Here is a 26,865-nt window from a genome sequence, read left to right as displayed (position 1 = left end):
TAAAAAGTGCCGGCCCACTCATGGACCGGCTCTTTCCCTGCTACATTCCTTCCACGAAAACCGAAGCACCCATGCCTCCGCCCACGCATAGTGACGCAATTCCTTTTTTCAATTCACGGCGCTTCATTTCATGGAGCAATGATACGACTAGTCGGGCGCCTGTGCAACCGACGGGATGACCGATGCTGATCCCGCTTCCATTCACATTCACCTTTTCCCGGTCCAGTCCAAGTTCTTTCTCCACCGCTAAATACTGAGCAGCAAACGCCTCGTTGATTTCGAATAGATCGACTTCATCCAGGGACCAGTTTTTTGTTGTATGTAATCCTTTTTGAATGGCAGGTACCGGACCGATTCCCATCACTTTGGGATCGACTCCCGCCACTGAATAACCGACGATTCTTCCAAGTGGCTGTAATCCTCTCCTGACGGCTTCTTCTTCACTCATTAAGATCAAAGCCGCACCACCATCATTCAGGCTGGACGAGTTCCCTGCTGTAACAGATCCCCCTTCACGGAACGCCGGCTTCAATTTCTCGAGTTTACCGAGTTCCAGTCCTGCACGGGGACTTTCATCTTTTTCAATGATTTTCTCCCCTCTTCGCTCCTTCACCGTAATCGGCACGATCTGCCTATCGAAGTACCCCATTTCCATTGCGTTCACTGCCCGCTCATGGCTCATCACAGCATATTGATCCTGCTCTTCGCGGGAAATGGAATGGATCTCCGCAAGGTTTTCAGCGGTTTCCCCCATCATGATGCCATGAATGGGATCTTCAAGCACCTCCCACACCGAATCACGGATTTCACCGTGTTGGAGTCTTTGACCGAAGCGGTGCTGCTTTAATATATAGGGGCTCGAGCTCATCGCTTCCACTCCGCCAGCCATGACGATATCGGATAAGCCCGTTTGGATTTGCATGGCTGCCGATATGATGGCCTGCATGCCGCTTGCGCATTGACGTTGAATCGTAAAGCCCGTCGTTGTGTCATCAAAACCGGCGAGCAGGGAAGCCGTTCTGGCCGTATTCGGCTGATCGGTCCGTTGGATGCAATGCCCAAGGATCACTTCATCAATGTCGCTTGCCGATAACCCGCTTTCCTTTGCGGCTTCTTTCATTACGGGTACGATCAAGTCTGTCGGAAGCAGGTCCTTGAACGCTCCTCCAAATGCGCCAACCGGCGTACGAAGAGCCGATGTGATTACTACGTTTCTCATTTTGTCACTTCCCTTTCGTGTCTGATTACATCATGATCCCGCCATCAACATAGAGGACGGTGCCATTCACATAGTCACTATCGTCCGATGCAAGGTACAAATAGGCCTTTGCGATATCTTCCGGCTTTCCCAATCTGCCAAGTGGAATCATCGCTTTCATTTGATCGATGACCTTTTCCGGTACGGCAGCCACCATGTTCGTCTCGGTAAAGCCCGGTGCGACGGCATTGACGTTGATCCCTTTGCGACCTAACTCCTTTGCCCATGTTTTCGTCATCCCAACGACCGCGGCCTTCGTTGCAGCATAGTTGGTCTGACCGACGTTTCCGTAAACCCCGCTGACAGAAGACGTATTGATGATTTTCCCTTTGCCATTTTCGATCAGATGCGGCAGGACTGCCTGAGTGCAGTTGAATACACCTGTTAAATTGACATCCAGGACCTTCTGGAAATCTTCTGATGAAAGCTTATGAACCATAGCGTCCCTCGTGATTCCCGCGTTATTGATTAAAATATCGATCTTTCCGAATTGCTCTTTTACCCCTTGCACGAATGAATCCACCGAAGAGCGGTCGGCCACATCCCCTTGGAAGAAGACGGCTTTTCCCTTCCCCAATTCGTTCAGCTGGCGAGCTTTTTCTTCCCCGCTTTCCTGATTGAAGTCCACCAGGGCCACATGACATCCTTCGTTTACAAATGTTTCAGCTGCAGCAAATCCGATCCCGTTGGCTGCACCAGTGATGATTGCGACTTTCCCGAGAAGCCTCATGCCATTTCCTCCTTCGTATGCAAAAACGAATGGATCGTGTCGAGCAATTGATCCAAATCGTCTATGAGCGGTGAATGCCCACTATTCTTTAATTCGACAAATATAGCGTTTTCTCCTATATCCTCGATGATTTCCTCTGTCATTTCCTTCGTGATGACATAATCCCGCTCTCCCCTGATGACAAGGACGGGTATGAAAATCGCGCCTGCCTTACCTGTTCCTTCCACCAGACCATTGTATACACCACTTATATTGAACGTATTAAGCGCTTGATAAATATGAGCGAGATTCCGTTGGGTTCTCATGTCATCGATATATTCTTCATAGCGTCTTGCCTCAGGCTGGTTATGGGAATAGATCAGGGCATTCCAAAGACCACGGAGGAAATCCCTGTCATTTCCGTCATATGCGGCTTGAACGGGAATCGTCTTTCCTGTGTCCGATTTCACTTCTTCCATCGTACGAAGGCGTTTTCCCAAATCAGGTGTGCCATCTTCTTTCGTCCCCATAAATGGATAACCTCTGGTAGATGCAGACGCGAGTAAGATTAGATTCTTGCAATCATCGGGATGATCAATGACATATTGCATCGCGACCGCCCCTCCTGTGGACCATCCCATCATTGAAAATCCGTTGAGACCAAGCACGTCCACCCAATCCTTCAGATCATCAGACAAATCTTTGATACTTGCAATCTCCCGATGATAGCTGGATTCTCCAAATCCTCTCATATCAACCGCATAAATCTTATAACGCCCATCCATATTTTCCAGGACGATATCCCAGTGTTTGGATGACGTCATATTCCCATGGACGAGAACGAGGGGAATATGTCCCCCGCTTCGCTCCCGATAAGAGAGAGTTTCTCCATTTCCAAGCAATACTTTCTTTAATTGAACCGTTGTCATAACGCTGATCCCCCTTTTAAGAATTCCCCCAGACGATGGTGGTCGCCCCCCATGCGTATCCAATACCTGCACTGACGAGGACGACCACATCGCCATCCTTCAGCTTGCCTCTTTCTTCCGCCAATCGCAGTGATAGAATTTGATCGAATTGCCCGATATGGCCGTATTCCTCAAGATAGATGGATTGCTCTTCCGTGAGCCCCAATTCCTTTAATACATAGAGGTGGGCGGACCTCTTCATGTGCAGCATGGCGACATAAGAGATATCCTTTTCTTCGTAACCACTCTTATATACAGATTCACGTATGACCTTCAGGAAGTGATCCATGGACTTCTGTTCCAATCTTTTTTTCATTCCATCAGGATCGGTCACTTCGAGCTTATAACGGTGGAGGGACTCTCCTGTCAAAGGCTCCTTCGTTCCTCCCACGGGGACAATGACGTCTTCTGAAAACGAGCCGTCGGTGATGATGGATGTCTCCAATACCCGGTTTTTCTTCAGGTTTTTTTGTAGAATCATCGCCCCGCCTCCTGCTGCCAGGTTGAACATAAAGCGGGTCCTGTCATTCTCGTAATCTATGAAGTCGCTGTTGCGGTAGCCCCCTGCCAATAGGACCGTTCTAATGGCAGGGTCCGTTTCCAGTAAGCTTTTTGCAAGTTTCATGGCCATGATGGTGGTTCCGCATCTCAGTGCAACATCGAATGCCCAGGCATGGTACGCCCCGATTTCTTCCTGAAGCTTGATACCCGCGGTCCAGAGGGGATACTCTTTATGCTCTTCCCCAACGTATATGACTACATCTATATCCTTGGCATCGATGGCGGCCTTTGAAATGGCTTCTCTTGCCGCTTGAATCCCCATGGCACATGTATGGTCTTCAGGATGTGGAACCGTTTTCTTTTTAATCCCCATTTTGCTTTCTACAACCTCTATCGGAAGTCCTGCTTTTTCTGCGATTTCTTTACTTGTCATAGTGGATGAGGGCAAATACATCCCTGTACTGAGCATACCGACTGTCATGAAGATCCTCCCTTTTAGCTTGCGATGTTTTTCTCTTCTCTGTCTTTTTCTTTTGTCCGTTTTCTCTTCTTGATTTTCTTGAATGATCCCACAATGCCCGCCGGGAAGAACATCACGGCCAGGATATAAAGGATACCGAAGAAAATGATCCATCGTTCAAAGATCGGATACGTTTTCGCGAGCTCAGTCAGATAGTGATGGGCAAATTCAATCAACCCTGCACCGACCATCGGTCCGATCAAAGTCCCCACCCCGCCGATGATGGTCATCAATAATGCATCGAGGGTCACATCCATGGTGAATACGCTCGTATTCACGAAGCGTAAGGACAAGCTGTACAAAGAACCCGCAAAGCAAGCTACCACCCCGGCTATCACACTGGCTAAAATCTTGTAATGAAGAACCTGGAAGCCGATCGATTCCGCTCTCTGCTCATTTTCACGGATCGCCTGGAGAACGGAGCCCGCCGGAGAGTGGGTGAACCTTTTTAATAACAGAAAAATGATGACCATGACACCGAGACAAACGAAGTAAAAGACAAGACGATCCTTCAATACTTCCGGTGTCCGGAACGTAAATCCGTCATTCCCGAAGGTCAGGCTTCTCCACTTTTCCGCACCGACGAGGAACAAACCTGCGAAGGCCAGGGTCAGCATGGCATAGAAATGACTCTTAAGGCGTAACGTCAGGAGTCCAACGACATAGCTGACGATTCCTGCAATGACGGACGCAGTAAGGATAGAGACTACGAGCCAAAACATGGTCGGCTCCATCCGGTCGAGAAAGATCCCTGTGGAATACGCGCCGATTCCGAAGAACATGGCGTGCCCAAAGGAGACGATTCCTGTATAGCCAAGCAGGAGATCGTAACTCATGGCGAAAATGCCGAATATGAATACCTGCGTCAGAAGAATCATCATACTTCTTGAATCGTTGAAAAATGGGTAAACGATCAAGATGATCAATGCCATCCCTAAAAATGCGTTCGATCTGTCTTTGAGAATCTTCACTTCCTCACCCCTTTACTGTAAATAACCCTTGTGGTCGGAATATGAGTACGAGAGCCATTAAGATCATATTGACGGCGAGGGATAGTTCCGGGACATAATAGGTCATGAACGAGCCTGACAATCCAACTAAGATGGCTGCGAACAATGAACCCGGAAAGCTCCCCATCCCTCCAATCACCACGACGATGAAGGCGAGGATCGCGAATTCCATGCCCATTTCGGCATAAATGACACCCGAATAGGGCGCAAGGAGAATCCCGCCGAGGGCAGCAAGCGCAGACCCGACCATGAATACATACATAAACACTCTCTTGATATTGATCCCGAACGCTTCAACCATTTCTTTATTCATGACCCCTGCCCGGACGATCAAACCGATTCTTGTTTTATTCAAAACCAGTTGCACAATCGTGAAAATGAAGAGGCCGATGAGGATAATAAAGACACGGTATTTAATGACAATAATATCCCCGATCGAAAAGCTTCCCGCTAAATAGTCAGGCGCTGTGGCCGATAGCTGATTCGGTCCCCATACCACTTTCAATAATTCTGACAGGACGAGCATGAAGCCCAGAGTAATGAGGATTTGCTGCACATGGTTTCCATACACAGGCTGTATGATGAATTTCTCCGTCACAAAACCTAGTACCAATCCCGTTGCAACCGCTCCGATGATACCGATCACAAAGCTCCCTGTCACGGTGTAAATCCATACTCCGCTATAAGCACCCCACGCGAACAATCCGCCGTGGGCAAAATTCAATACATCCATCAACCCGAATATGAGTGTCAATCCTGCTGCAAGCAAAAAGATCAGCATCCCTGTCGCCAACCCATTCAGTGCCAGGGTAATGATGAGGTCCATCCTATTCACTCCTCACGCGATTCCTAAGTATTTCCGTTTCATTTCTTCATCTTTCACCAATGACTTCATCTGCCCATGATGGACAGTGGTTCCATCGTCGATAATATAGAAACGGTCCCCAATCCCGCTCGCCATCAAAAAATTCTGTTCTACAAGGAGGATCGTCGTTCTTTCCTTCATTTCTTCAATGGAACGCATGACTTTCTCTACAACGATCGGAGCGAGCCCCTTACTCGGTTCATCAATTAAAATGAGGTCATTATTATTTAGGTACGCCCTTGCGATGGAAAGCATCTGCTTCTGACCGCCGCTTAAATTCCCTCCGGCTTTCTTCCAGAATGTCTTTAAATCCGGAAACAGATCAATGATCCAATTCATGCGATCCTCCGTCTCCTGGTCCTGGACTTTCATCGCCACCTTCATATTTTCTTCCACTGTCAGGTCTCCGAATATCCCTTGATCCTCAGGTACATAACCGATGCCTCTACCCGCCACTTTAAAGGTTGGGAGCCCCTGGATTTCTTTTCCTTTATAGATGATTTTTCCCTGTGACGGTGGTGTAAGCCCCATGATGCTCCTGAGACTGGTCGTTTTCCCCGCACCGTTTCGTCCAAGAAGCACCGTTACTTCACCCTGCTTCACTTCAAAAGACACTCCCTGGAGGATATGGTACTGCCCGATATACGTTTCAATATGATCTACTTTAAGCAGTGTGCTCATCATATAAGCCCCCTAAATAGGCTGATTGCACCTGCTCATTTTTCATGATTTCCTTCGGATGATCATCAGCAAGCAACCTCCCATTGAATAACACCATGATGCTGTCTGATAAATCCATGATCATATCCATTTTGTGCTCGATGAGGACAATCGTTTTTGTTCCCTGGGATTTGATGGCACGAATCACTTCCAGAATCTGTGGTACCTCCTCCAGTGACATCCCTGCCGTCGGTTCATCCAATAATAAGATTTCCGTATCCAGTGCAAGGAGCATGGCAATTTCAAGCTTTCTTTTTTCCCCATGAGCAAGATTTACGGCAAGGGAGTCGGCTTTATTTGAAAGCATGACGAGTTTCAGTAATTCATGGGATTCGCTCATCACGTCCCTGAATGAGGCTATATTTCTGTGCATCACATACCGGATTCCTTGTTTGGACTGTACGGCCAATCTCACATTCTCCAGCACCGTTAAGTTTGGAAACACATTCGTCATTTGAAAGGAACGGCCGATGCCGAGACGGGCACGTTTTGTCGGGGACAGCCTGGTGATTTTCTGCCCTTTCAGATACACATCACCACTCGACGGCTTTAATTGTCCGCTTAATAGATTGAAAAGTGTCGTTTTACCGGCACCATTCGGCCCTATGATGGATTTGAATTCCTTTTCCGGTACAGAAAATGTCACATTGTCCACGGCTGTATGGCCACCGAATGTGATACTTAAGTTCTTGGTTTCTAAAATACTCAACTCTTTCACCCCGCTTGGATTTTCATGAAAGGGGCTGACTGTAAACAAAGTGCCATAACACCATGTCAGTCACCCCCCATTCATTCGTTTACGTTCAATTTAGTTTCGGATTGGCGGCGCTGTTTCTTCAGGAGAAAGTTCCCTGATCAATACCGGTACAGGATATGGAACTCCTTCCTTCTTTTCAAGCTTAATGGCGTACAGTGTTTGAAGGGCCTGATGATCTTCTTCACGGAACGTCATCGTCCCTTTCGGCGTCTCAAAGCTCATGCCTTCCATCGTGTCGATAAGTGTATCGGCATCCAGATCCCCTTCCGTTTTCTTGATCGCCTCGACAATGGAAATTGCCGAGCTCATCCCTCCAGGAGTGAAGAGATCCGGTACTTCATCATATTTCTTCTGATGCTCTTCCACTAGCCAGTCATTGATCTTATTGTCAGGCAGTTCATGGTAATAAACACTGAAGCCTTCCATCCCGACAAGGGGTTCCATAGCGGAAAGGGCGGCAATATCGGGTGCTCCCGTTGATATTTTGATCCCTTTTTCCTGAAGCTTCATATCCGCTATCTGATTCCATGGAGAATTGGCTCCCGCCCAGATGACAAAAAGATAGTCCGGTTTACTATCGATGACCTTCTGGATGTTGGAGGTGAAATCTGTCGCTGCCGGGTCGGCATATTCTTCCAGGACGATGTCCGCTCCGAGTTTTTCGGCTGCTTCCTTAAAGGCGGCCACCCCGTCGCGTCCAAAAGAGTAATCCGGTGCCAGAGTGGCAATCTTCACCCCATCCTTCGCGATCGCCGCAGCACCTGCAACAGCATCCTGTGAAGAGTTACGTGCGGTCCGGAAGATATATGGATTAAACTCCGATCCTGTGATGCTGTCCGCAACGGCAGGTTCGACAATCATGATTTTTTCATATTCCTCTGCAAGAGGGAGCACGGCCAGGGTGTCACCTGAGCTTGAAGATCCCACCAGGAAATCGACTTCATCCTCTTCTAATAGTTTCGTTGCTTTCTGAACCGCTACCTCCGGCTTTGTTTCTGTATCTTCATAGACTACTTCTATCTTCTTTCCAGCCACCTCCATCTTTCCATCCGTCGCATACTCAAGACCCAATTCAAATCCCTGCTTCGTCTGCTTACCGTATGACTCCAGCGCCCCTGTCAAGGAAGCAAGCACCCCGATTTTCACCGTCTCCTGTTCCTTCCCATCCCCGTCCCCTGATCCACTGCTGCTTTCCGAACTGCAGGCACTTGCCGTTACCAACAGGCAGGACAACATCAGGATGAAAGCCGTCCATCTAAATGATCGTTTCATTCTTTTTCCCCCTTAAGATTGAACTAAAGCGATAATAGCTTTGATTTCATCTTAGTGGAGGGGAGTTACAAATGAGTTACAGGGTAGACAGGGAGGCTGTCTAGTAGTGCGTGATGGTTGTGGTTGTTTATGTTGGGATGATAAAAACCATGTTCCCCCCTCCCTTTTTCCTATATAATGAATCTACTAAATGTTAGTGAAATTGGAGGATTCATCCTTGGAGATATTTCAGCGATTTCAGCGTACCATCATCAAAAATTATCTTTTAGGCAGTTTCATAGCCGTGTTCGGTGTCGGCTCTGTGTTCATTTTTCAAACCCTTTCTCTTAAGGAGGATGAGTTCATTGCAATGGGCAGCATCATCTTCCTTTCGATTGTCACCATGTTCGGATTTGAATTTCTCGTCTACAGGAAGCATATTCGTCCAATGAAAGACGTTTATATCGGGAAAGACCATTCCATCGATTTGGAATTCCTCGTTACCGCTTATAAACAAGCAGAAAGATTTCCGCTATTAACCGTTAAACGGATCCTGTTGCCCCACTTCCTGGGGCTTTCAGTGCCTTCGACTTTGCTGACAGTCGTGTTCATCCATGAAGGCACTCTTTCCATTCCGTACTCGTATATCCTTTACGCATGGTGTGGGGCTTTTCTAGTGGCGATCCTTCATGCGCTGATTGAATTTTTCTTAACATTCAAAGCTTGTCACCATCTGCAAGTAGATCTGATCCGGAAGGCGAGGGTACGGTATGGAGTGGATCCTTCCAATGAGTCCACTTTATTTATCAGTTTAAAACAAAAGATCCTGGCCGCATCGCTATTCCTTGCCCTGTTCCCGATCCTGCTGTTTTCACTCGCGTCACAGATCCGCTTATCCATCGCGGACTCTGCTCTTTTAGTGGACTACTGGAAATGGGCTGGCATCCTTGTCCTCATCATTACGATTCTTGCCTTCTACGGGGCGATCCTTATTTTTAAAAATATTGAAGGACCCGTAATGGAATTGGTCAACCGTTTTGAAAAGGTGGAACAGGGGCATGTTGCACCCTCTCTCAATACGTATACGGACGAGTTCTCTCACCTCTTTTCGGGATTTAACCATATGGTGGAAGCCATCAATCTCCGGGACCAGAAGAACCAGCAGCTTCTCGACCAATTTTTCGCAGTGGTGGCAGGCACATTGGACGCACGAGATCCTTATACCGCAGGTCATAGTAAACGTGTGGCGGAATATTCCGTTCTGATTGCCAGACAGTGTAAATGGTCCCTGGAGGAAATCGATTTACTCAATAAGTCGGCACTGCTTCATGACATCGGAAAGATCGGGATCAGGGATGACGTGCTTTTAAAAGAAGGTCGATTGACCGATGAAGAATTTGATCAGATCAAACGTCACCCTGCAATCGGTGAAGAAATCGTCAAAGGGGTCCAGTTGACGGAAGAACTCCAGCCCATCTTACCCGGGATTAAGCATCACCACGAGAGGATCGATGGCTTCGGTTATCCGGACCGGTTAAAAGGGGACGAAATACCCGTATTCGGACGATTGATCGCTGTCGCCGATGCCTTTGACGCCATGACGTCTGATCGCCCTTACCGTAAAGGGATGCCTTATGAGAAGGCATTTTCCATCTTGAAAGAAGGAAGGGGGACACAGTGGGACAAGGAATTTGTGGATGCTTTCCTGAAGAGGATGGAATTTGATGCCGGGAATAAAAGGCAGACAGGGTGATACATGCCTCTCCACGCCAAAAAAGGATCCAATCGCAAACCGCCCGGATCCTTTTCCTATCTAAAGTGCTTTTCCGCCACTCTCTATTCCCATCACCATTTCATACATTTGAATGGTCGCCGTCATCGGTTCTACACCAAGTTCAGACTGAAGGAGGGATTTGCACCGCCTGAACCATTTAACGGCCTGTGGGCGGTTATTTTTTTGATAATAGCCGTACATAAGGATTCTGTAAGCTTCCTCCCAGAGGGGATCATGGTCGATGATGGTGAAGCAGTAATCGAGAGCTTCGTCTACCTTTTCCTCTCTGACAGCAAGCTGTGCCCGTTTTTCCAATCCCCTCAAGTACAGCAGCTGTAATCTTTCCCTTTCCTTTCCGGTCCACCACATGCCTTTTCGGTCGGGCAGGAACTCACCTTTATAGTAGTGAAAGCCCCTTTCAAGATATTGTATGGACTTTTCCATATCATTCTCCTTTAACCCTTCCATAATCCAATCCGTAAATTGTTCGGCATCGTATTCAATATTTGCTGATGAATTCAATCCGTAGCCTTCCTGGTGCCTCCCGATAAAGAAAGCTTTTCCCCTTGCTTGTCGATTCGGCTCCAATACATTGTTCAAGGCATTGAGTGCCACTTTGAAATCACGGTCGGAACCACTCCCTTCTGGCCACAGCTCTTCGATGATTTCTTCCTTCCTCTTTAATTGCTTTCCATGGATCAGCAGATATTGAAATAATTCCTTTGCCTTCTCCCTTTGCCACTGCTTCTCAATGACCCTTTGATCCCCTAACTGGATTTCAAATCGGCCAAGGGTTTGAACCTTTATGGAATAACCCGGGTGAGAGGGGATCGAATCATACCCCAACCTTGTTAGCAGTTGATGACAGTATGGAGCATGGATTCCTTCCTGATAAGCTTTCACGATTAACGGAACCAGGCTTTGCAGGTCTTTTGGCCCGAATGTCGTCGGCTTAAAAAAGATAAATTCATATTCCCCTGTCTGTACTTCATTCAAACAGGAGATCATGCTCTCCATAAACAAGGCAGTATCACCGGTTTTATAAGCGACTGCGCTTTTCCACAGCTTTGTCATCGTTTTGCCGTATCGGTCACCGCAGGAATCAAATTGCCTCTCCGCCCGGTCAAAGCATGTTCTTGCCTCTTCCCATTCTTCACGGTAGAAATCCGTCATTCCCATACTGAGCAGGATAAGGGAATAGAGCCACATGTCCTCCACCTTTTCCGTTTCATGCAGCGCTTCTTCGGCCAGTTCCTTCGCCCTTTGAAACTCACCCATCCGGGCAAAAAGAATGCTCAATCCCATATACGGTTCTGCTTTTCCCCTGGAGACATTGATTTGACTCATTAATTCTAGCGAGGTTTCATAACAGTTTTTTGCCAGGGATGTATCATAGTCGCTGATCAGCTGGACCGCATGTCCCATCCTGATCCACCCGCAGGCTTCCACAAATGGAGATTTCCCTTTTATCCCCTGACTGATTCCATGCTGTGCCAATGATTTGGCTTCCTTCCCGTTCCCCATGAACGATTGAATGAGAGACAGTAGCAATTCTTTCTCACGGTGTGATTGAGGAAGCTGATTTTCCCCTTCTTTGTATAGCAGGACCTGCTTGGCTTCTTGAAGCTTGCCTGTCCTGAGCAGCATCCTTGCTTCGAGGTTGCCTTCTTCTTTCATGAATCCGTTCCTTTTTCCTTTGTCATACCAAAGTTTTGCCTGTATCGCCTTTCCTGAGTTTACAAGGTTCTCGGCTGTTAACACGTACAGGTGATTCTTTTCTTCCACATATTCTTGCTCCCCGGCTTCAAGGCATTCAATGGCCTTAAGTAAAAACCGCTGTGCTTTTCCCGGCTGAATCGTATCTAAATAAATCCGTCCAATTCCTTCATATGCTTTACTCAACATAATCGGGTCATTTTCTGTCAGCTGCACTCCCCTCGTATAGGCTTTTTCTGCTTTTTCATAAAATGAACGATAGCGAAAAAATTCTCCTTGATAAAACCATAGGGAATGATGGTGATCCTTTACATGATCAGGTATCCCTCTTAAGTAATCCCCCAATGTCTCGAGCTGCCCGCCCTTCATCATCCCTTCAGCTTCTTTGACGAGGATCGTGGACACTGCCTCGATATTCCCCATTTTCAAATAATGGAATATGGCTTTCTCCCAATTCCCGTTCCCTTCGAAGAATCGGGCGCACTTCAAATGAAGTTCCTGATAGAGCGCTGGGCTTTCTTCTTTTAATCTTCGTTCTAAAAATGTTTGGAACAAGGCATGCAGACGAAAATGATGAGAGCCTTTCATTTCCTGTAGGAGAGCATTCTTTTCGGATAGCTGCTTCAGCATCTGTTCGGATCCCGGCAGTTCAAAGATCACTTCGCACGTACTTCCGTTGATTTCATCCAGGATCGAAATCTGCTTAAGGAACTGTTGCACGATGGGTGTTTGTTTGGAGAGCACTTCCTGGGCCAGGTAATGAAAGAGTTCTTCCAGGGAGGAATGCTGTTTTTCCACCGTAAGGATATCCGGATTCTCCTTAAGCTGCGAGTGGATCATACTGACTGCGATGACCCAGCCTTCGGTCAAATCATAAATGGCATCGAGCTGGGATACAGGGATGAGGGTTTCATGAAACCCCGTTAAAAGCAACTCCACCTCTTCTTTCTTGAGGCACAAATCACTTTCTGATATCTCCATCAGTTGACCGGATATCTTAAGCTGTATAAATGAGGACCAGGCAGGTTTGGTGCGTGTAGAAAGAAAGAAATGAATATTACCGGGTAAATGTTCGATGACTTTCTCCATCCATTGATTGATGAGAAAGGAATGATCCACAAGATGATAGTCATCTACAATGATGGTGAAGGAGTGGGGGATTTTCATACATTCATTAATAAACAGGGCACTTAACCGATGGATATCATCTTCCTTCATATATTGTCCCATAGACCGGAGCATCTCTCTTAGTTCTTCTCCAAAATGTGGCATCTGCTTTTGGATTCCATAGACGATATTGGTGACAAAAGGGATCAGTCCATCATCGGTCTGAGTGATGGAGTACCAGCAATATTCTGGTTGTACATCCTGTAAAAATTGGCTGATGGCCGTACTTTTCCCATAGCCTGCTCCCGAATGGACGATCACTAATTTGTAATCTGTAACCGTTCTCATCTTTTTCATTAAGCTTGGACGCCTAATGTAGGAATCCTTGACAACAGGCGGCACAAATTTGGTTTCAATGATTGGAATTTCCGCTGTCACATAACCACCCTCAAAACGAACGAATTTTCTTACTATTCTATCATATTTATATTGGTCAAAGGTGGATAACTAGTACATAATCGGCAAAAAAAGAAGGCGTCCCCATCATGAGACGCCTTCTTTTTCGTTCTATTTTCTAAACTGTACATCCCATTCATTGATCGGCCAATAGCGAAGGTCCACTTTCCCGACAATCTGCTCACGATCCACAAATCCGAAATAGCGGCTATCCATACTTCCCCTGCGATTATCCCCGAGAACGAAGATCTTACCTTTAGGGACTGTTTTTTCTCCTGTGATTTCCTGCAGGGTAAAATCACCCGTCAGCTTACTGCCGATGTACTCCTGCTTGAATTTCTCTAAATAGGGTTCTGGATAGTACTTCCCATTCACATAAAGTTTGTCATCTTTGTACACGATTTTATCACCAGGCAAACCAATGATCCTCTTCACATAATCTTCTTTTTCATTTGCATGGAACACCACTACATCAAAGCGGTCCAGTTCTCCTATATGATAGCCGATTTTATTGACAACCAGTTTATTTCCATCCTGCAGTGTCGGCATCATCGATTCGCCTTCCACCACATAGTTGGAGAAGAGAAAGGTCCGAATGATGATGAATATGATTAATCCAATTCCCAAGGCTTTGATCCATTCAAGTCCTTCTCTTTTTACCTCTTCTCTCAATTTGATTCCTCCTGCTTTTTCCGTTCGATTCGTTGGTCTAATTCCATTTTCTTATTCAGATGTATCTCAATTCTTTTTCCGATAAACCATAACACAAAAATAATAGCCACAACGATTACAGTACGAATTGGTTGTTTAACTAATGATATAATATCATATCCTATAAAACTAATGGTGAATATCATCACCATTTTCCCCGTTACCACTGCCAGCATATATTGAGCAATGCTGATGGAGGATAATCCTGCCACCACATTTACAACCGCAGACGGAGTAAACGGGAAACACAAAAGGATGAACAGCGGTCCAAACCCATGCCTGTCTACCCATTTTGTCAATCGATTCACTTGCTTATTCTTCCTCAAGAAGCGAAAGACCCTTGTCTCCCCGTATCTTCTTACCAAAAGAAAGACGATCAGGGCACCAAGCGTCGCACCGATCCATGAGAACAAAAAGCCCCACCATAAACCGAATGCATTCGCATTGGCCGTCACAAACACCACCAGGGGCAGGAACGGAAGAAATGCCTCCAGCAATGGGAGGAGGATTCCGGGAATCGGTCCAAATGAACGATATTGCTGAATCAATTCCATCATATTTTCAAGCGTAAACCAATTTTTTATCGTATTGATATTCATATTATATGTTTCCCCTTAAACGACCATGAACTTCGCCTTCACTTCTTACTCTCTCATCATATCACACCGGAACAGGATTTCCATATTGCAATTTGACGTGTCGTTTTTATTAATACACGTTTTCCTAAAGCGGGGGATTGTAAACCTCATCCGGCAGGGTAATTTTTTTCATGACGGGTCCTTGCCCACCTGTCGAACGTCTAAGGATGGCCGTTCCCCCTCTCCCTATTCCGTTTCCCTCAAAAAAACTGCCATCCCCACCGGAATGACAGTTCTCCCAATCCTCTATAAATGCTCCCCGAACCAGTCGAGTATTTCCTGCAAACGGGCTTCCCGCATGGATGGCTTTCCTGTACGGGAGAGGTTATGGTTGGATTCCGGGAAGCGGACGAACTTCGTCTCTTTATTCTCCCGTTTTAATGCGATGAATAACTGTTCTGCCTGCTCGATCGGACAGCGGTAATCCTTTTCACTGTGAAGGATCAATAACGGAGTGTCCATATCCTTCACATAGGCGAGGGGAGAGTGCTTCCACAAAGTTTCAACGTCCCCAAGGTCGCTTTGAATCTGCCACTCGGAGAAATAGTAGCCGATATCACTCACTCCATAAAAGCTGATCCAGTTACTGATCGATCGCTGGGTCACAGCTGCTTTGAACCTGTCGCTGTGGCCGATGATCCAGTTGGTCATGAAGCCTCCATAGCTTCCACCGGTCACACCAAGGCGGGATTCATCGATGAAAGGAAATTTCTTCAGTGCGTAATCCACTGCCTTCATGATATCTTCGTAATCCCCTCCGCCATAATCACCCCGTACGGCATCGACGAACTCCTGACCGTAGCCGTGACTTCCTCGGGGATTGACGTATAAGACAGCATAGCCGGAGTTTGTGATGACCTGGAACTCATGAAAGAATGTGTTACCGTACATCGTATGAGGACCCCCATGAATTTCCACGATAAGGGGATACTTCTTTCCTTCCTCAAATCCCGCAGGTTTCATGATCCAGCCTTGGACCGGCATATCTTTCGCCCCGTTGTACATGAACGATTCCGGACAGGACAGTTCCCTCGCGGCAAGCAGATCCCCGTTTAAACGGGTGATGGTGGTGAGTTCTCCGGTCGGGACATGCAGTGTATACAATTCCCCTGGTTCTGTCGGTCTGCTCATTGCCAACAGGATGGTTTGGCGGTCCGAATCCAGGTCGAATCCGTAGACATGCTGCTCTTCCTGTAAAAGTGCAGGATAAATGGCCCCCTCGATGTGAGCATAATAGAGGACCGTGTTCCCCGAGTCCGATGCCAGAAAGTAAAAACTTTCATTGTCCTTAGACCATTGTATCCCCGTCCGTGACGAGCCCTGGATGCTGTCGCTGTTAAGGTAATCCCCTACCGGCACATCCATCCCTTCAGTCAGGCAAACGGAGTATCCGGTCTCAAGTCCGTGAATATATATCTTATTATGAGTTGCGTTTTCAAATTCACGATTATGGCCAATATAGGCAAGGTGCGTGCCATCCGGAGACCAGCTTGCTTCCCCGTAGTATCCCGGCTCCCCGTTCACTTGTTTCATCTCTCCAGTGTCAAGGTGAAAAAGATATAAATCGGACTGGAATGAAAAGTCCCTGTCTTCTTTCCTGTCTGTCGATACGGCAAGGTACTTTCCATCCGGGGACCATGAATGAAGCGTGTAGTCATGTTCATCATCCGTGAGCCTTTTCATTTCCTTCGTTTCTACATTCACATATGCTATCTGTGAATATGAATCATCATGGAAGCCGCGATCATCACTTTTATATTTCATGCTTGTTGTTACAAAAGGCTTTGGCTTTTCCTCTTTTTCGTCTTTGTGATCAAACGTTCCGCCTTTCTCTAAGCGAATGGTTAAGGCAATCTTTTCACCGCATGGGGACCACACAGGATTCGAGACCGCAACCGGACAGTCCGTGACCCGCTCTGCTTCCCCTCCATCCCGTCGGATGAGATAGAGCTGATTGACACCGGACCGGTTGGAGATGAAAGCAATCCTCCTTCCATCAGGTGACCATCTTGGTGACGAAATCCTCTGTTCCCCAAACGTCCATTGACGAATGGATTTTTCTTTTAGGTCGATACTATGTAAGGTTGAGAAATATTCATCTTTTTCTTTACACATCACCGTTTGAACGAATACAGCTTCATCTCCACCCGGTGAGAGCCTTGGATCCGATACAGCCTTTATTTCATAAAGGTCTTTTATGGCCATGCTTTTCTTCATGCTACGGCACCTTCCTTTCATTCTGTACCCTATATATTTTCGACATTGAAAATGCGAATCCCTTCACGGATAAAAACCTGCGATCCCCTTCATAATAGAAACAAATTCAAATTCTACAATTTTCCCTATTGAAAGTAAATTGAAATCAACGTAAAATATGAAATACGAACACACGTTCTATACCAAAGTGAAAAGGAGTCTTTTCATATGACAAGGATACCGGAGACCGATCGGAATATTTTGGAGCAGGCAATCTATCTGCCCATGGTGCTGACGATATTGAATCGCGACCTGCAAGTCGTCGACAGCAGCCCATTTAAATTAAAGAGACCGTATTTAGAGATGATCGAGGAGACGATGAAGGTCATTCAGGGAGAACTGGCCCACGTTAAAAAGTATATGAGGACGAATAAGATGAAGGTGGAACGGATTCAATCGGATGATGCTTTCACGATGTACATGTTTTTGTATAAGGGATATGAAGAGCACCATAATTACTTCAATCCACGCCTCCGGAACCGGGTGGAGGATTTAATGAGACATTATCTGTTCCGCCGTTTCACGGAAACAAAGACAGATACAACAAAAGAAGCGTGACAGTGGCTCACGCATCGGTTTTGTGTATATGTCGATTCAAATAGAACGTTTTTACATTATTCATTTCACTCTGGACCTTCGTATTATATTTACTTTCCATTTCAGCGATCCGCTGTGTATAGGCAATGCGTAGATCCGAGGTGCGGAGCATTTGGTTTTCAAAAGAACTGTAAGAAATGGGAACCGTACAGGATTCATTGTTTTGCAGGAAGATTCGTGTTGATCCATTTGTCAACCGTTCATATCCCCGGACATGGGAGTGGGAAATCCATGCACATTCCTGCTTTACTGGAGAGGATGTCGGGAATAGATAAATGGACATATCAGGGTTGACCATGATGGGGGCTTTGTAGATGATACCCGTAAGTTTCTTCGTACCTTCTTTCCTGCCTTCATAAGAACAGCCAAAGAATTCACAACTTTTCTTGAGGATATCAAAGGGTTTAAACGGAGAAATCAATACGTCATCCACCTCTATTATTTTCGTAAATGTCCTGGCGCCATATTCCATAGGCTGAAGGATCATCGTATGGGGATTCACTTCATATTCTTCTATAATTCGAGATTTTTCTCTCATTTCATCGCCTCCATTTACATTTTTCACCAAAATAATACCACAAATTTCGAGGGTTGTCTCTCATATTTTTAAAAATTCTGATATTTATCCCCTTCTACTGTTTTATGAATAAAAAATTATCAGAATATTTAATTTTTTGGTTGAATTTTTACTACTTACCCCATATACTAATAAAAAGAATTCAGGGGTGACGTATATGGAAAGCAAAAAGTCCTATACAGAAATGATGAAAGCCGCTGCCATGACCCGGAAGAAAGCCGCTGAAAGAAGCGTAATGGAAATCTATATCGATATGGTCCTGCATGAAAGCATTTTAATGACACAGAAATCCAAGCTCTTAATTGACATTGATGCCGCCCTGGATACAAAGGATAAAGCACTGTTCATGAAATTATCAAAGGAATTAAATGAATTGAACGTAAGTTACGGATAATCATAAATGGCTGACTCCACCTCCCGAGTCAGCCATTCCCTTTTTATCGGACGGGCCTTTGGTACCTTCACGTGCATGACTTCCTCCCCATTGGCTAATCCTAATGGGGAATCTATACACGATGGAGCGAATCATCATGATCCTATTGATAAAAGTTCTGGTCCTCTACCTGATCACCATAGCGGCTATGAGGCTGATGGGTAAGTCTACAATCGTCCAGATGACCCCTTATGACCTGGTGGCCATCATCATCGTCGGGACCATTGCCTCTGAACCATTGATTTCAACAAAATTCTGGCCGACCATCACAGCCCTCGTCTTTCTTGTCGGACTCCATGTGCTGTTTTCATTCCTTACGTTAAGTCAATGGGGAAACCGGTTCTTCCTGGGAGAGCCTACATTGTTAATAAAAGACGGGGAAATATTGGAAGATAACCTGGAAAAGTCAAAGATCTCACTCATTCAATTAACATCCATCCTCAGATCTCAAGGATACCCGAAGATTTCAGATGTGGACTATGCGATGCTCGAGCCCATCGGTGAAGTGAGCATTATCCCCAAGGTAGAAAATACGCCGGTGACAGTGGAACATCTCAAATTGAAGATCGACGATGAAGGCCTGCCGATTTCGGTCATAGTGGACGGAAAAATCCAAACCAGGAACTTGAAGCTCCTGGGAAAATCGAAGGAATGGCTGGAAACACAACTAACCAACTCCAACCTGCACCATAAAGATGTGATCTTCGCCTATATGACGGAAAAAGCGAAAAACCTGGTTATCAGCAAAAGAGAAAAGGCCTAGTGGATGACCAGGCCTTATTCTTTATGCCTTCAAGATTTCAATGGAAAATGTCCCCATAAGCTTTTATTGTTAAATAGAATACGACTACAGTGTAAATCAAGGCTGTCCAAAATGATATCGAGTGATAGAATCTCTTCTTCTTTTTCCCTTTTAACAAGTTGTGGATCCTCTGATACCGATAACCACCACCGTAAGCATAAATGATGATCAAAGTGATCAATATCCCAATGATCAATGACCATTCCATCATTGGGCGGCCAGTTTCAAGATAACTCCAAAATGGCAATCCCACTAACACCAACATAGTAAAAGCAATCTTGCTAAAGTACAACAACAGTTTTTGGTGTATGATTCCTTCCATCCCCTACCACCTCTCCATCCAATTTTCATGATCCAGCCTTTAGATATATTACTTATTTTACCATAAAAGTTATAATTTAGAGAAAACATTTTTTACTTAATCTTTCTGTTATCATAGCTGGTTGATCCTTTCCCCGTTCATTCAAAAATAAAAAAAAACGAGTCAATATAGCTTTGACTCGTTTTTTTTCTCTTTACTCTTTTTTCTTCTCCGCTTCGTATTCCTCAAGCATCGACAGGCGTTCAAGCATTGTAGGATGTCCGTAACGGAAGATCTTCACCAACAGAGGCGGATTCACTTGGGATAATCCCACCTTCGATAACTTCTGGAAGGACGAGATGGCCGACTCCTTATCACCGGTCATTTCGATGGCGTAGCGGTCCGCCCTCGTTTCCTGGTACCTGGAAATCCAATTGCTGAGTGGACTGATCGTAAACAACAGCATGGATGTGATCATTAAAAACAATGGAAGTGAGCTCAAGTTCGAGACTTTCGAAACTTTCAAATCATCACTGTGATTGGCCACGATGCCCCTCATCAGCTTAGCCGTCAGGAATAGTCCGAAGAAGGACAGAACGAGATAGATCCCGATTCCGATATAGATATGCTTTTCCACGTAATGGGCCATTTCGTGGGCCATGACGAAGAGGATTTCCTTGTCTGTCAGCTTTTCAAGGGTCGTATCCCATAAGACGATCCTTGAATTGGACCCTACCCCGGTGACATATGCGTTAAGGGAATTGGTCTTCTCTGACATATCGACTTCAAACACGTGATCAGCAGGGATATCGGCCCTGTCTGCAAGTGAGAGGATCTGCTCTTCCAATGCTTTATCCTTCAATGGATAGAAATCATTGTAGAGGGGATCTATCAGTACAGGCTGAACAAACATCATGAAAATCGTGAATGGCACAGACAAAGCCCAGGCGGCAAGCCACCAGCGCTGTTTAAAGCGTTTCATCAAGGCATACAGGACTGAGACGATGATGAACATAAGCAGATAATTCACCCAGAAATCCGTGATTTCGTCCTTCATCCACATGGAAAACGTCTGAGTGGAAATGTGGTAGCTTTTTGAAATCTTATATGAAATATACTGCAAAGGGAAAATAGCCACAAATGAAGAGATCGATAACCAGAATAAGAAAATGGCCGTTTGAAGGAACCCATTCTTCACGGTCCCCCTCGCCCATTTTTCAAACACACGGGATACTCCGAAAATCAGGATCAGGAAATAGAATAACCATTCATACGGAGTGGATAAGAAAAATAATAGATTCTTGATTTTGGAAAAGTCCTCACTCAACAGAATTTCTTTATTATTCATAAAAGTGGCCGGGTCCGCACTGCTTCCCTTATACGTTTCAGGTAAAGTGGAATCCGCCAGGAAAAATAAGTACACATATAAAAATAAGCCTAATAGCAAGTAAGCCAATATTGACCTGAGCGCCCATTTTCTAGCCAACATACTTCCTCCCTTCGTCTTCACTACTATATGTAATACCCTGTCCAAAGTTTTAGAACCTAAACACGGACGGTGAATGAAATGGTCCCGTCCGGGAAGGGAAAATCGTTTATCTGACGTTCTGGTGATTTACGTACCACATATCCGCCATATCTTCATTATATCTGCCAGGATAAATTTTTATCTGTCATTTTTCAAATTTATATAGTACGTCCAGGTTCCATAAAAAAAAGCCACGATTTAAATCGTAGCCCTCTACATTAAAAAGACCGAATACAAAGACAAAACGGAGATCGCCCCGATCACCACAAGGATCACGTTGGCACCCAAAAACGCGATGGCAAAGGCAGCCACCGTCCCCACTGCCCCAAACAGGAGGTTCCCTTCCTGTATCAGAAGAATACTCGGGAAAATCAACGCTCCCAAGACAGCAAAAGGGACATTCTTCAGCACTCCTTGAAAAAAAGGTGGAAGTTCCTTTCCCTTAAATACGAGGAAAGGGAGCATTCTGGGTATGTATGTCACTACGGCCATTCCAATGATCATCCACACAATGGCAGGATTCATATGGTTTTCCCCCTTTCTTTCAGCATGATGACTGCCTCAACGATCACGGCAGATGCAATCGTGGCGGCCACAATCGACCAGCCGTTTGAAAGGTTTGTCGTAAATAGGAGGGTGCTATTCAGAGCCCCTGCGACAACGGCTAAAAATGTGACCTTGACGCTCTTTTTCAAAGAAGGGACGAGAAGTCCGACAAACATGGCATACAAAGCAATGGTCATACTGGCCTGGAGGAAACCGGGGAGGATTTCTCCGATAAAATATCCCACACCGGAATTCACGACCCAACTGCCGTATGAAATGAGCATAACCCCAACGGCAAACCCCGTCCGCACTTTCCCCTCTTTGACACTGATGACCGTGAAGGTTTCATCCGTGATGCCAAACGCATAAAAAAGCTTTTTAAACAAACGGTCTTCTTCAAGTTTCTCACTTAACGAAGCAGACATCAGAAAGTGACGGATGTTTACAATGAACGTTGTTAGAATGATTTCAATCATTCCGGTACCCACCGCAATCAGGCTCAAGGATATGTATTGAGCAGCCCCTGCGAACACGAGCATGCTCATCAAGATCGTCTCCGTCACTGTAAGCCCGGTTGTGCGTGCCAACAAGCCAAACGTCAGGGCCACAGGCATATATCCAATGGCAATGCTGATGCCACCCTGCAGGCCATAGCGAAAGTCACTCACTTTTTTCGTAGAAAGAAGTGCTTCCATCCCTTCACATCCTTTATAATAAGTGTTATTCACTATTTTAATTTTTTGATAATTTATTATATTATACATATAGACGTTATAATAAACAAGAGGAGTTTTATCATGGAAAATTTCCCGATACAAATTGGTGAGAATATCAGAAAGATCCGGAGAGAACGGGGATTCAGCCTTGAACAAATGGCTGAGCGGACAGGGGTCAGCAAGGCAATGATCGGTCAAATCGAACGTGGGGATTCGAACCCTACCGTCGCCATTCTGTGGAAGATTGCCAATGGCTTGAAGGTATCCTTTTCTTCCCTCATTGAGAAGCCGAGCAGCCAGGTGTCCATCATTCATTATGAAGACGTGCAGCCTGTGCTTGAAGATGACGGCAACTACATTGTGTATCCCATCTTCCCTTTCGATCCCTTAAAGAAATGGGAAAGCTATCGGGTGGAAATGAAACCGGGTTGTACCTATCGGAATGAAGGACATACGAAGGGTGTAGAAGAATACATCACAGTTCTATCAGGAGAGATCACCCTGAAGATTGCAGAGGAAAAGTATGAGTTGACGGCAGGAAGTTCGATTCGGTTTGCCGCTGACTCCGGTCATCAATACTCCAATGAAGCGAATCAGGAAGCTGTCTGCCAAATGGTCATTTATTACGGGGAAGAGTAAAGCAGTCATGAAATGGAACCTCCATTTCATGACTGCTTTTTTTTCTCACGTCGTGTCAAACTTTGGAACCCACCAATATACTATTACATCTTTAAGTTGAGAGGAGAATAATGAACATGACTTCTTCCCTACCCTCATTTGACCTCCAATTCGATCATGCTGATTTACGGGAGCTGGAACGTGATGTATGGAGCAACACTTCTGTTCCGGCTCAATTGAAAATAGAAGATGCCGTACATGACATCCATATCCGGTACAGGGGATCCTATACACGGGAACTGGAAAAAAAGTCGTATCACATAGAATTTGGCAAACAACAAGACCCGGATGAATCCTCAGAACTGCACCTGAACGCAGAGTCCCTTGATCCCTCCCATTTCCGGAATAAACTCTCCCTCGATTTCATGAGGGAACTGGGCATCCACACACCGGAGAGTCAGCATGTATTCATTACCCTGGAGGGGGAACCCCTTGGTTTATACCTTCAGCTGGAATCGGTGGATGAGATCTACCTGAAAAAGAGAAACCTTCCCCCGGGGACGATCTATTATGCGGTCAGCGACAAAGCTGACTTCTCACAAAAGGGAAAACGCGGCCTGACATCAGGATACCAGCGAAAACTCGGACATATGGAAGATGATCATACCCTCATCCACTTCATCAAGAGAATCAATTCACCTTCAACCTTCCAACATGAAATCCCCCGGCTCTTACACATTGAAAACTACTTGAGGTGGCTTGCCGGGGCTGTCTGTACAATGAATAATGATGGATTCACCCATAACTACGCTTTGTATCTGAACCGGAGGGATCAACAATTTTCCATCATACCGTGGGATTACGACGCTACATTTGGAAGACGGGTAAACGGGGAGGTCATGGAATGGGATTATGTACCGATTACGGGGAAAACGAAAAACAAACTGACCACACAGCTAATGAAACGATCGGGCTACCGAAAACGATATAAGGATATATTGGAGGAAATTCTTGAAACGACGTTCAATGTGACACACCTTGAAGACAAAGTGATGAGCTTACACTCTTCCCTGAGACCCTATATCCTGATGGACCCCCATTTTCAGAGGGATATTGATGTGTATGACCGGGAACCTTCCTTCATCCTTCAGTTCATTAAAGATCGCGGTGCTTACCTGAGACAGGAATTAAGGTATCTCTAATAAAAAATAAAGCGTGGGAACAAGAAATTCCCACGCTTTCCATTAACAGAACGTATCCTTCGGTTTTGGAACGGACAAGCCGAACAGAGGACGAAGATAGAGTGCAAGGAATGTGCCGGCAAGGGCCAGAACTCCCCAGATGTAACCGTGAAGGCTGAAGGAAGCAATTCCTCCGAAGTACGCGCCGATGTTACATCCAAATGCCAAGCGGGCACCATATCCCATCAACAGTCCGCCAATGACCGATGCCATGGCATTTTTACCAGTGATCTTATTGAAGCGGAACAAACCTCCGGCTGCAGAGGCCAGGAATGCTCCAAGAATGACACCGAAATTCAATACGGTAGTAGAATCAGCAAAGATTGATGCTTGAAGGGCCTCTGCATTGGCTCCTGACCAATAGCCCCAGCTGGCAACATCTACACCGAACATTCCGGCAACCTTGGATCCCCATAACGCAAAGGCCGATGTAATTCCCCATGGATTTCCCCGCGTCATGAGCGTTAGGGCATTCAATACCGCAAGAACGATGGCAGCTGCAATAAGTGGCCAGGATCCACGGAAGATCCGCTTCCACCCTTTTGCAGACGGAAGAACTGCCATGCGCGGAGGATTCTTCTTCTTTTCGATCCGAAGGGTGACCCATGCAACGAATGCGAAGAATAACATGGACACGACCCACGCGCCGAAATAACCCAGTCCTGTAGACGTGGCCAGCGAGATCGGCTTAAAGGAAGGAAGCTCCTCTGTCCAAAATGGAAGATGAGCCGCTCCGACGGTTGCACCTACAATAAAGAATAACAGCGTGATGAACATGACGGAACGCCCTCCGCCAATCGCATAAAGGGTTCCGGAAGCACATCCTCCCCCCAGCTGCATCCCGATCCCGAACAGAAAGGAACCAACAATCAGGCTGACACCGACTGGTGACACATAGCCTGTCGCTTCCCCTCCAAAAAAGGTGTACCCTGTAGCAAGAATTGGTGCAAACAAAGTAACCGCAACGGCGAGCATTACCATATGGGCACGCATCGCCTGGCCGTTTCCGACAGACATCACCCTGCGGAAGGCAGAAGTGAAGCCGAATCGTGCATGAAATAATGTATATCCTAACAGAAGTCCGAGAACGAGAAGCACGGTTTGGGCGATTTCCTGTGTAAAGAGCAGGTAGAGACCAAGAACCGCTGATACGATGATCCCACCAGCCACTAATGACGTCTGTGGTGAGTTCAATTCGGTACTCTTTTTCTCGGGACCTTTTTGTTCATTGATTGGTTGAACATATTCAGCCATAACAAATCCTCCTTAATCTTATTGATTTGGTTGGAATTTATTTTACAATAGTAATGGATTCTTCAGAATCTGTCAAAAGATGAGCTTCCATAAAAAAACCACCTGAGTGAAAACACTCAAGTGGTTTTACCTTATGAAACCAGTGCCAACATGACCGGAATCGTCACGATACTCAAAAGGGTCGTGACCAGCGTACTTGCTGATACGAGATCAGGTTCCGTATTGAATTGCAGTGAAAACATCGTCGTATTGGCAGCAGTCGGCATGCTTGCCAATATAATAAGGATTGAACCAAGTGTCGATGAAATCGGCAGCAGGGAGACGATCGCCAATGCCAGAATGGGCGAAGCGACCATTCTCATAATCACGATGAAGGATAATGCGCTTCTCTCCACTTTCTTCCCGCCAAGAGTGGCCAGCTGCATCCCGAGGACCACCATGATTGTAGGGATCGTGGCTTGTGAGATCAAATCGATCGTTTGATGTAGAAATAGTGGAACGTGAAGGTGCAATACCTGGAAGGCAAGCCCGATAAACGCTCCATATAAAATCGGCATCTTGACGATCTTTATCCAGATTTCCTTTGCTCCCCTTGCTTTGTCACTCCCGCTAATAGCGTAGTATAATCCGATCGTATTCATAAGGAAAGATTGAATCACCATCATGATGACGGCATAGCGAAAACCGAGTTCACCAAACCCGAACAGAATGATGGGTACACCGTAATTACCCGAATTCATGAAAACGCCGGAAAGGATCATGGCCGATTCTTTCGGTTTTGAGTAGTTCCTGAACGCAGCCACTATTTTAACGGAAAGAATCAATATGACACAAAGTGCGAGGCAAAAGAGAAAAATATAAAGATAGTCCGTATTCAGTTCATTTTCGTAAAAGGTCTTGAAAGCCAGGAAAGGATACATTAAGTAGATGGCCATCTTCGAAATCGAATTGATTTCAAAGCCAAGTTTCTTTTGGCCCATATATCCAACGGCAAAGACCAGTAAGGCAGGCAGTACAATCAATATTACATCCATT

The 26,865-nt window shown here is 45.8% G+C and carries 26 protein-coding genes; 6 read left to right on the top strand and 20 right to left on the bottom strand.

All coding sequences use genetic code 11. The annotated features are described in order from the left end of the window. Window positions 1-40: 40 nt before the first annotated feature. From M1J35_RS10280 to M1J35_RS10240, 9 genes are read right to left on the bottom strand one after another with little or no spacing between them, the layout of a single operon-like run. The gene (locus M1J35_RS10280) at window positions 41-1,219 is read right to left on the bottom strand and encodes a thiolase family protein (protein ID WP_254653562.1); all 1,179 of its coding nucleotides are present in this window, start codon (window positions 1,217-1,219) and stop codon (window positions 41-43) included. A gap of 25 nt (window positions 1,220-1,244) precedes the next feature. Continuing rightward, entirely contained in the window at window positions 1,245-1,988 is a 744-nt protein-coding gene (gene fabG / locus M1J35_RS10275) for a 3-oxoacyl-ACP reductase FabG (RefSeq protein WP_254653561.1), read from the bottom strand. Further along, complete coding sequence (locus M1J35_RS10270) at window positions 1,985-2,896, bottom strand: intracellular short-chain-length polyhydroxyalkanoate depolymerase (protein ID WP_224520497.1); 912 nt, start codon at window positions 2,894-2,896, stop codon at window positions 1,985-1,987. Before M1J35_RS10270 ends, fabG begins: the two co-directional genes overlap by 4 nt. Before the next feature lie 16 nt (window positions 2,897-2,912). Then, entirely contained in the window at window positions 2,913-3,917 is a 1,005-nt protein-coding gene (locus tag M1J35_RS10265) for a 3-oxoacyl-ACP synthase (protein ID WP_224520498.1), read from the bottom strand. Between the two features lie 14 nt (window positions 3,918-3,931). Next, complete coding sequence (locus M1J35_RS10260; protein ID WP_224521119.1) at window positions 3,932-4,888, bottom strand: branched-chain amino acid ABC transporter permease; 957 nt, start codon at window positions 4,886-4,888, stop codon at window positions 3,932-3,934. Window positions 4,889-4,931: 43 nt separating this feature from the next. After that, window positions 4,932-5,792 (bottom strand): branched-chain amino acid ABC transporter permease, encoded by an 861-nt coding sequence (locus M1J35_RS10255; protein WP_224520499.1) that lies wholly within the window; start codon window positions 5,790-5,792, stop codon window positions 4,932-4,934. Window positions 5,793-5,804: 12 nt separating this feature from the next. Further along, entirely contained in the window at window positions 5,805-6,512 is a 708-nt protein-coding gene (locus M1J35_RS10250; RefSeq protein WP_224521120.1) for an ABC transporter ATP-binding protein, read from the bottom strand. Continuing rightward, complete coding sequence (locus M1J35_RS10245) at window positions 6,496-7,308, bottom strand: ABC transporter ATP-binding protein (protein ID WP_224520500.1); 813 nt, start codon at window positions 7,306-7,308, stop codon at window positions 6,496-6,498. Before M1J35_RS10245 ends, M1J35_RS10250 begins: the two co-directional genes overlap by 17 nt. A gap of 51 nt (window positions 7,309-7,359) precedes the next feature. Next, window positions 7,360-8,580: a substrate-binding domain-containing protein gene (locus M1J35_RS10240; protein WP_224520501.1), complete on the bottom strand. Its 1,221-nt coding sequence runs from the start codon at window positions 8,578-8,580 to the stop codon at window positions 7,360-7,362. Between the two features lie 217 nt (window positions 8,581-8,797). Between M1J35_RS10240 and M1J35_RS10235 the strand changes: the two genes are divergently transcribed. Beyond that, window positions 8,798-10,312, top strand: a complete 1,515-nt coding sequence (locus M1J35_RS10235; protein WP_224520502.1) for an HD-GYP domain-containing protein — start codon at window positions 8,798-8,800, stop codon at window positions 10,310-10,312. A 60-nt stretch (window positions 10,313-10,372) separates the two neighbouring features. Here M1J35_RS10235 and M1J35_RS10230 read toward each other — a convergent pair whose 3' ends face one another. The 4 genes from M1J35_RS10230 to M1J35_RS10215 all read right to left on the bottom strand — a co-directional run bounded on the left by M1J35_RS10230 (window position 10,373) and on the right by M1J35_RS10215 (window position 17,178). Beyond that, on the bottom strand, window positions 10,373-13,513 hold the full coding sequence (locus M1J35_RS10230; protein WP_224520503.1) for an AfsR/SARP family transcriptional regulator: 3,141 nt from the start codon (window positions 13,511-13,513) through the stop codon (window positions 10,373-10,375). Window positions 13,514-13,723: 210 nt separating this feature from the next. Further along, window positions 13,724-14,284 (bottom strand): signal peptidase I, encoded by a 561-nt coding sequence (gene lepB, locus M1J35_RS10225; protein ID WP_034763363.1) that lies wholly within the window; start codon window positions 14,282-14,284, stop codon window positions 13,724-13,726. Next, window positions 14,281-14,922: a TVP38/TMEM64 family protein gene (locus tag M1J35_RS10220; protein WP_224520504.1), complete on the bottom strand. Its 642-nt coding sequence runs from the start codon at window positions 14,920-14,922 to the stop codon at window positions 14,281-14,283. The genes lepB and M1J35_RS10220 overlap by 4 nt, the downstream gene beginning before the upstream one ends. 285 nt (window positions 14,923-15,207) lie before the next feature. Then, on the bottom strand, window positions 15,208-17,178 hold the full coding sequence (locus M1J35_RS10215; RefSeq protein ID WP_224520505.1) for a S9 family peptidase: 1,971 nt from the start codon (window positions 17,176-17,178) through the stop codon (window positions 15,208-15,210). A gap of 207 nt (window positions 17,179-17,385) precedes the next feature. Here M1J35_RS10215 and M1J35_RS10210 point away from each other — a divergent pair, with 207 nt between their 5' ends. Then, window positions 17,386-17,775, top strand: coding sequence for a YhjD family protein (locus M1J35_RS10210; RefSeq protein WP_034763359.1), 390 nt, complete (start codon window positions 17,386-17,388; stop codon window positions 17,773-17,775). 7 nt (window positions 17,776-17,782) lie between these two features. On the opposite strand, the gene M1J35_RS10205 is transcribed toward M1J35_RS10210, so the two are convergent. Next, window positions 17,783-18,352: a competence protein ComK gene (locus M1J35_RS10205; RefSeq protein ID WP_079533760.1), complete on the bottom strand. Its 570-nt coding sequence runs from the start codon at window positions 18,350-18,352 to the stop codon at window positions 17,783-17,785. A 196-nt stretch (window positions 18,353-18,548) separates the two neighbouring features. On the opposite strand from M1J35_RS10205, the gene M1J35_RS10200 reads away from it, so the two are divergent. Together M1J35_RS10200 and M1J35_RS10195 are read left to right on the top strand one after the other, a co-directional pair. Continuing rightward, window positions 18,549-18,785, top strand: a complete 237-nt coding sequence (locus tag M1J35_RS10200) for an IDEAL domain-containing protein (RefSeq protein ID WP_034763355.1) — start codon at window positions 18,549-18,551, stop codon at window positions 18,783-18,785. A gap of 136 nt (window positions 18,786-18,921) precedes the next feature. Then, window positions 18,922-19,587, top strand: coding sequence for a DUF421 domain-containing protein (locus tag M1J35_RS10195; protein ID WP_061811527.1), 666 nt, complete (start codon window positions 18,922-18,924; stop codon window positions 19,585-19,587). Between the two features lie 37 nt (window positions 19,588-19,624). Here M1J35_RS10195 and M1J35_RS10190 read toward each other — a convergent pair whose 3' ends face one another. The 4 genes from M1J35_RS10190 to M1J35_RS10175 form a co-directional block, all read right to left on the bottom strand. Further along, window positions 19,625-19,948 carry a hypothetical protein gene (locus M1J35_RS10190; RefSeq protein WP_254653560.1) on the bottom strand — a complete coding sequence of 108 codons (324 nt, stop codon included), beginning with the start codon at window positions 19,946-19,948 and terminating at the stop codon, window positions 19,625-19,627. Between the two features lie 193 nt (window positions 19,949-20,141). Further along, window positions 20,142-21,413, bottom strand: coding sequence for a M48 family metallopeptidase (locus tag M1J35_RS10185; protein WP_224520508.1), 1,272 nt, complete (start codon window positions 21,411-21,413; stop codon window positions 20,142-20,144). 255 nt (window positions 21,414-21,668) lie between these two features. Then, the gene (locus M1J35_RS10180; RefSeq protein WP_061811201.1) at window positions 21,669-21,980 is read right to left on the bottom strand and encodes an AzlD domain-containing protein; all 312 of its coding nucleotides are present in this window, start codon (window positions 21,978-21,980) and stop codon (window positions 21,669-21,671) included. After that, the gene (locus M1J35_RS10175; protein ID WP_254653559.1) at window positions 21,977-22,696 is read right to left on the bottom strand and encodes an AzlC family ABC transporter permease; all 720 of its coding nucleotides are present in this window, start codon (window positions 22,694-22,696) and stop codon (window positions 21,977-21,979) included. The genes M1J35_RS10180 and M1J35_RS10175 overlap by 4 nt, the downstream gene beginning before the upstream one ends. 102 nt (window positions 22,697-22,798) lie before the next feature. Here M1J35_RS10175 and M1J35_RS10170 point away from each other — a divergent pair, with 102 nt between their 5' ends. Further along, a complete protein-coding gene (locus M1J35_RS10170) occupies window positions 22,799-23,356 on the top strand; it encodes a helix-turn-helix domain-containing protein (RefSeq protein ID WP_224520511.1) in 558 nt (185 codons plus the stop codon). Between the two features lie 116 nt (window positions 23,357-23,472). Continuing rightward, window positions 23,473-24,537, top strand: a complete 1,065-nt coding sequence (locus tag M1J35_RS10165; RefSeq protein ID WP_254653558.1) for a CotH kinase family protein — start codon at window positions 23,473-23,475, stop codon at window positions 24,535-24,537. Window positions 24,538-24,579: 42 nt separating this feature from the next. Here M1J35_RS10165 and M1J35_RS10160 read toward each other — a convergent pair whose 3' ends face one another. Both M1J35_RS10160 and M1J35_RS10155 read right to left on the bottom strand, forming a co-directional pair. Continuing rightward, window positions 24,580-25,830 carry a YeeE/YedE family protein gene (locus tag M1J35_RS10160; RefSeq protein WP_224520513.1) on the bottom strand — a complete coding sequence of 417 codons (1,251 nt, stop codon included), beginning with the start codon at window positions 25,828-25,830 and terminating at the stop codon, window positions 24,580-24,582. A 131-nt stretch (window positions 25,831-25,961) separates the two neighbouring features. Continuing rightward, complete coding sequence (locus M1J35_RS10155) at window positions 25,962-26,864, bottom strand: AEC family transporter (protein WP_254653557.1); 903 nt, start codon at window positions 26,862-26,864, stop codon at window positions 25,962-25,964. Between the last annotated feature and the right edge of the window lies 1 nt (window position 26,865).

The organism is Rossellomorea sp. KS-H15a (assembly GCF_024195245.1).
GTDB classification, from domain to species: domain Bacteria; phylum Bacillota; class Bacilli; order Bacillales; family Bacillaceae_B; genus Rossellomorea; species Rossellomorea vietnamensis.
The sequence above is the reverse complement of the archived record's forward strand: the minus strand, read 5'-3'. Positions and strand labels throughout refer to the sequence as shown.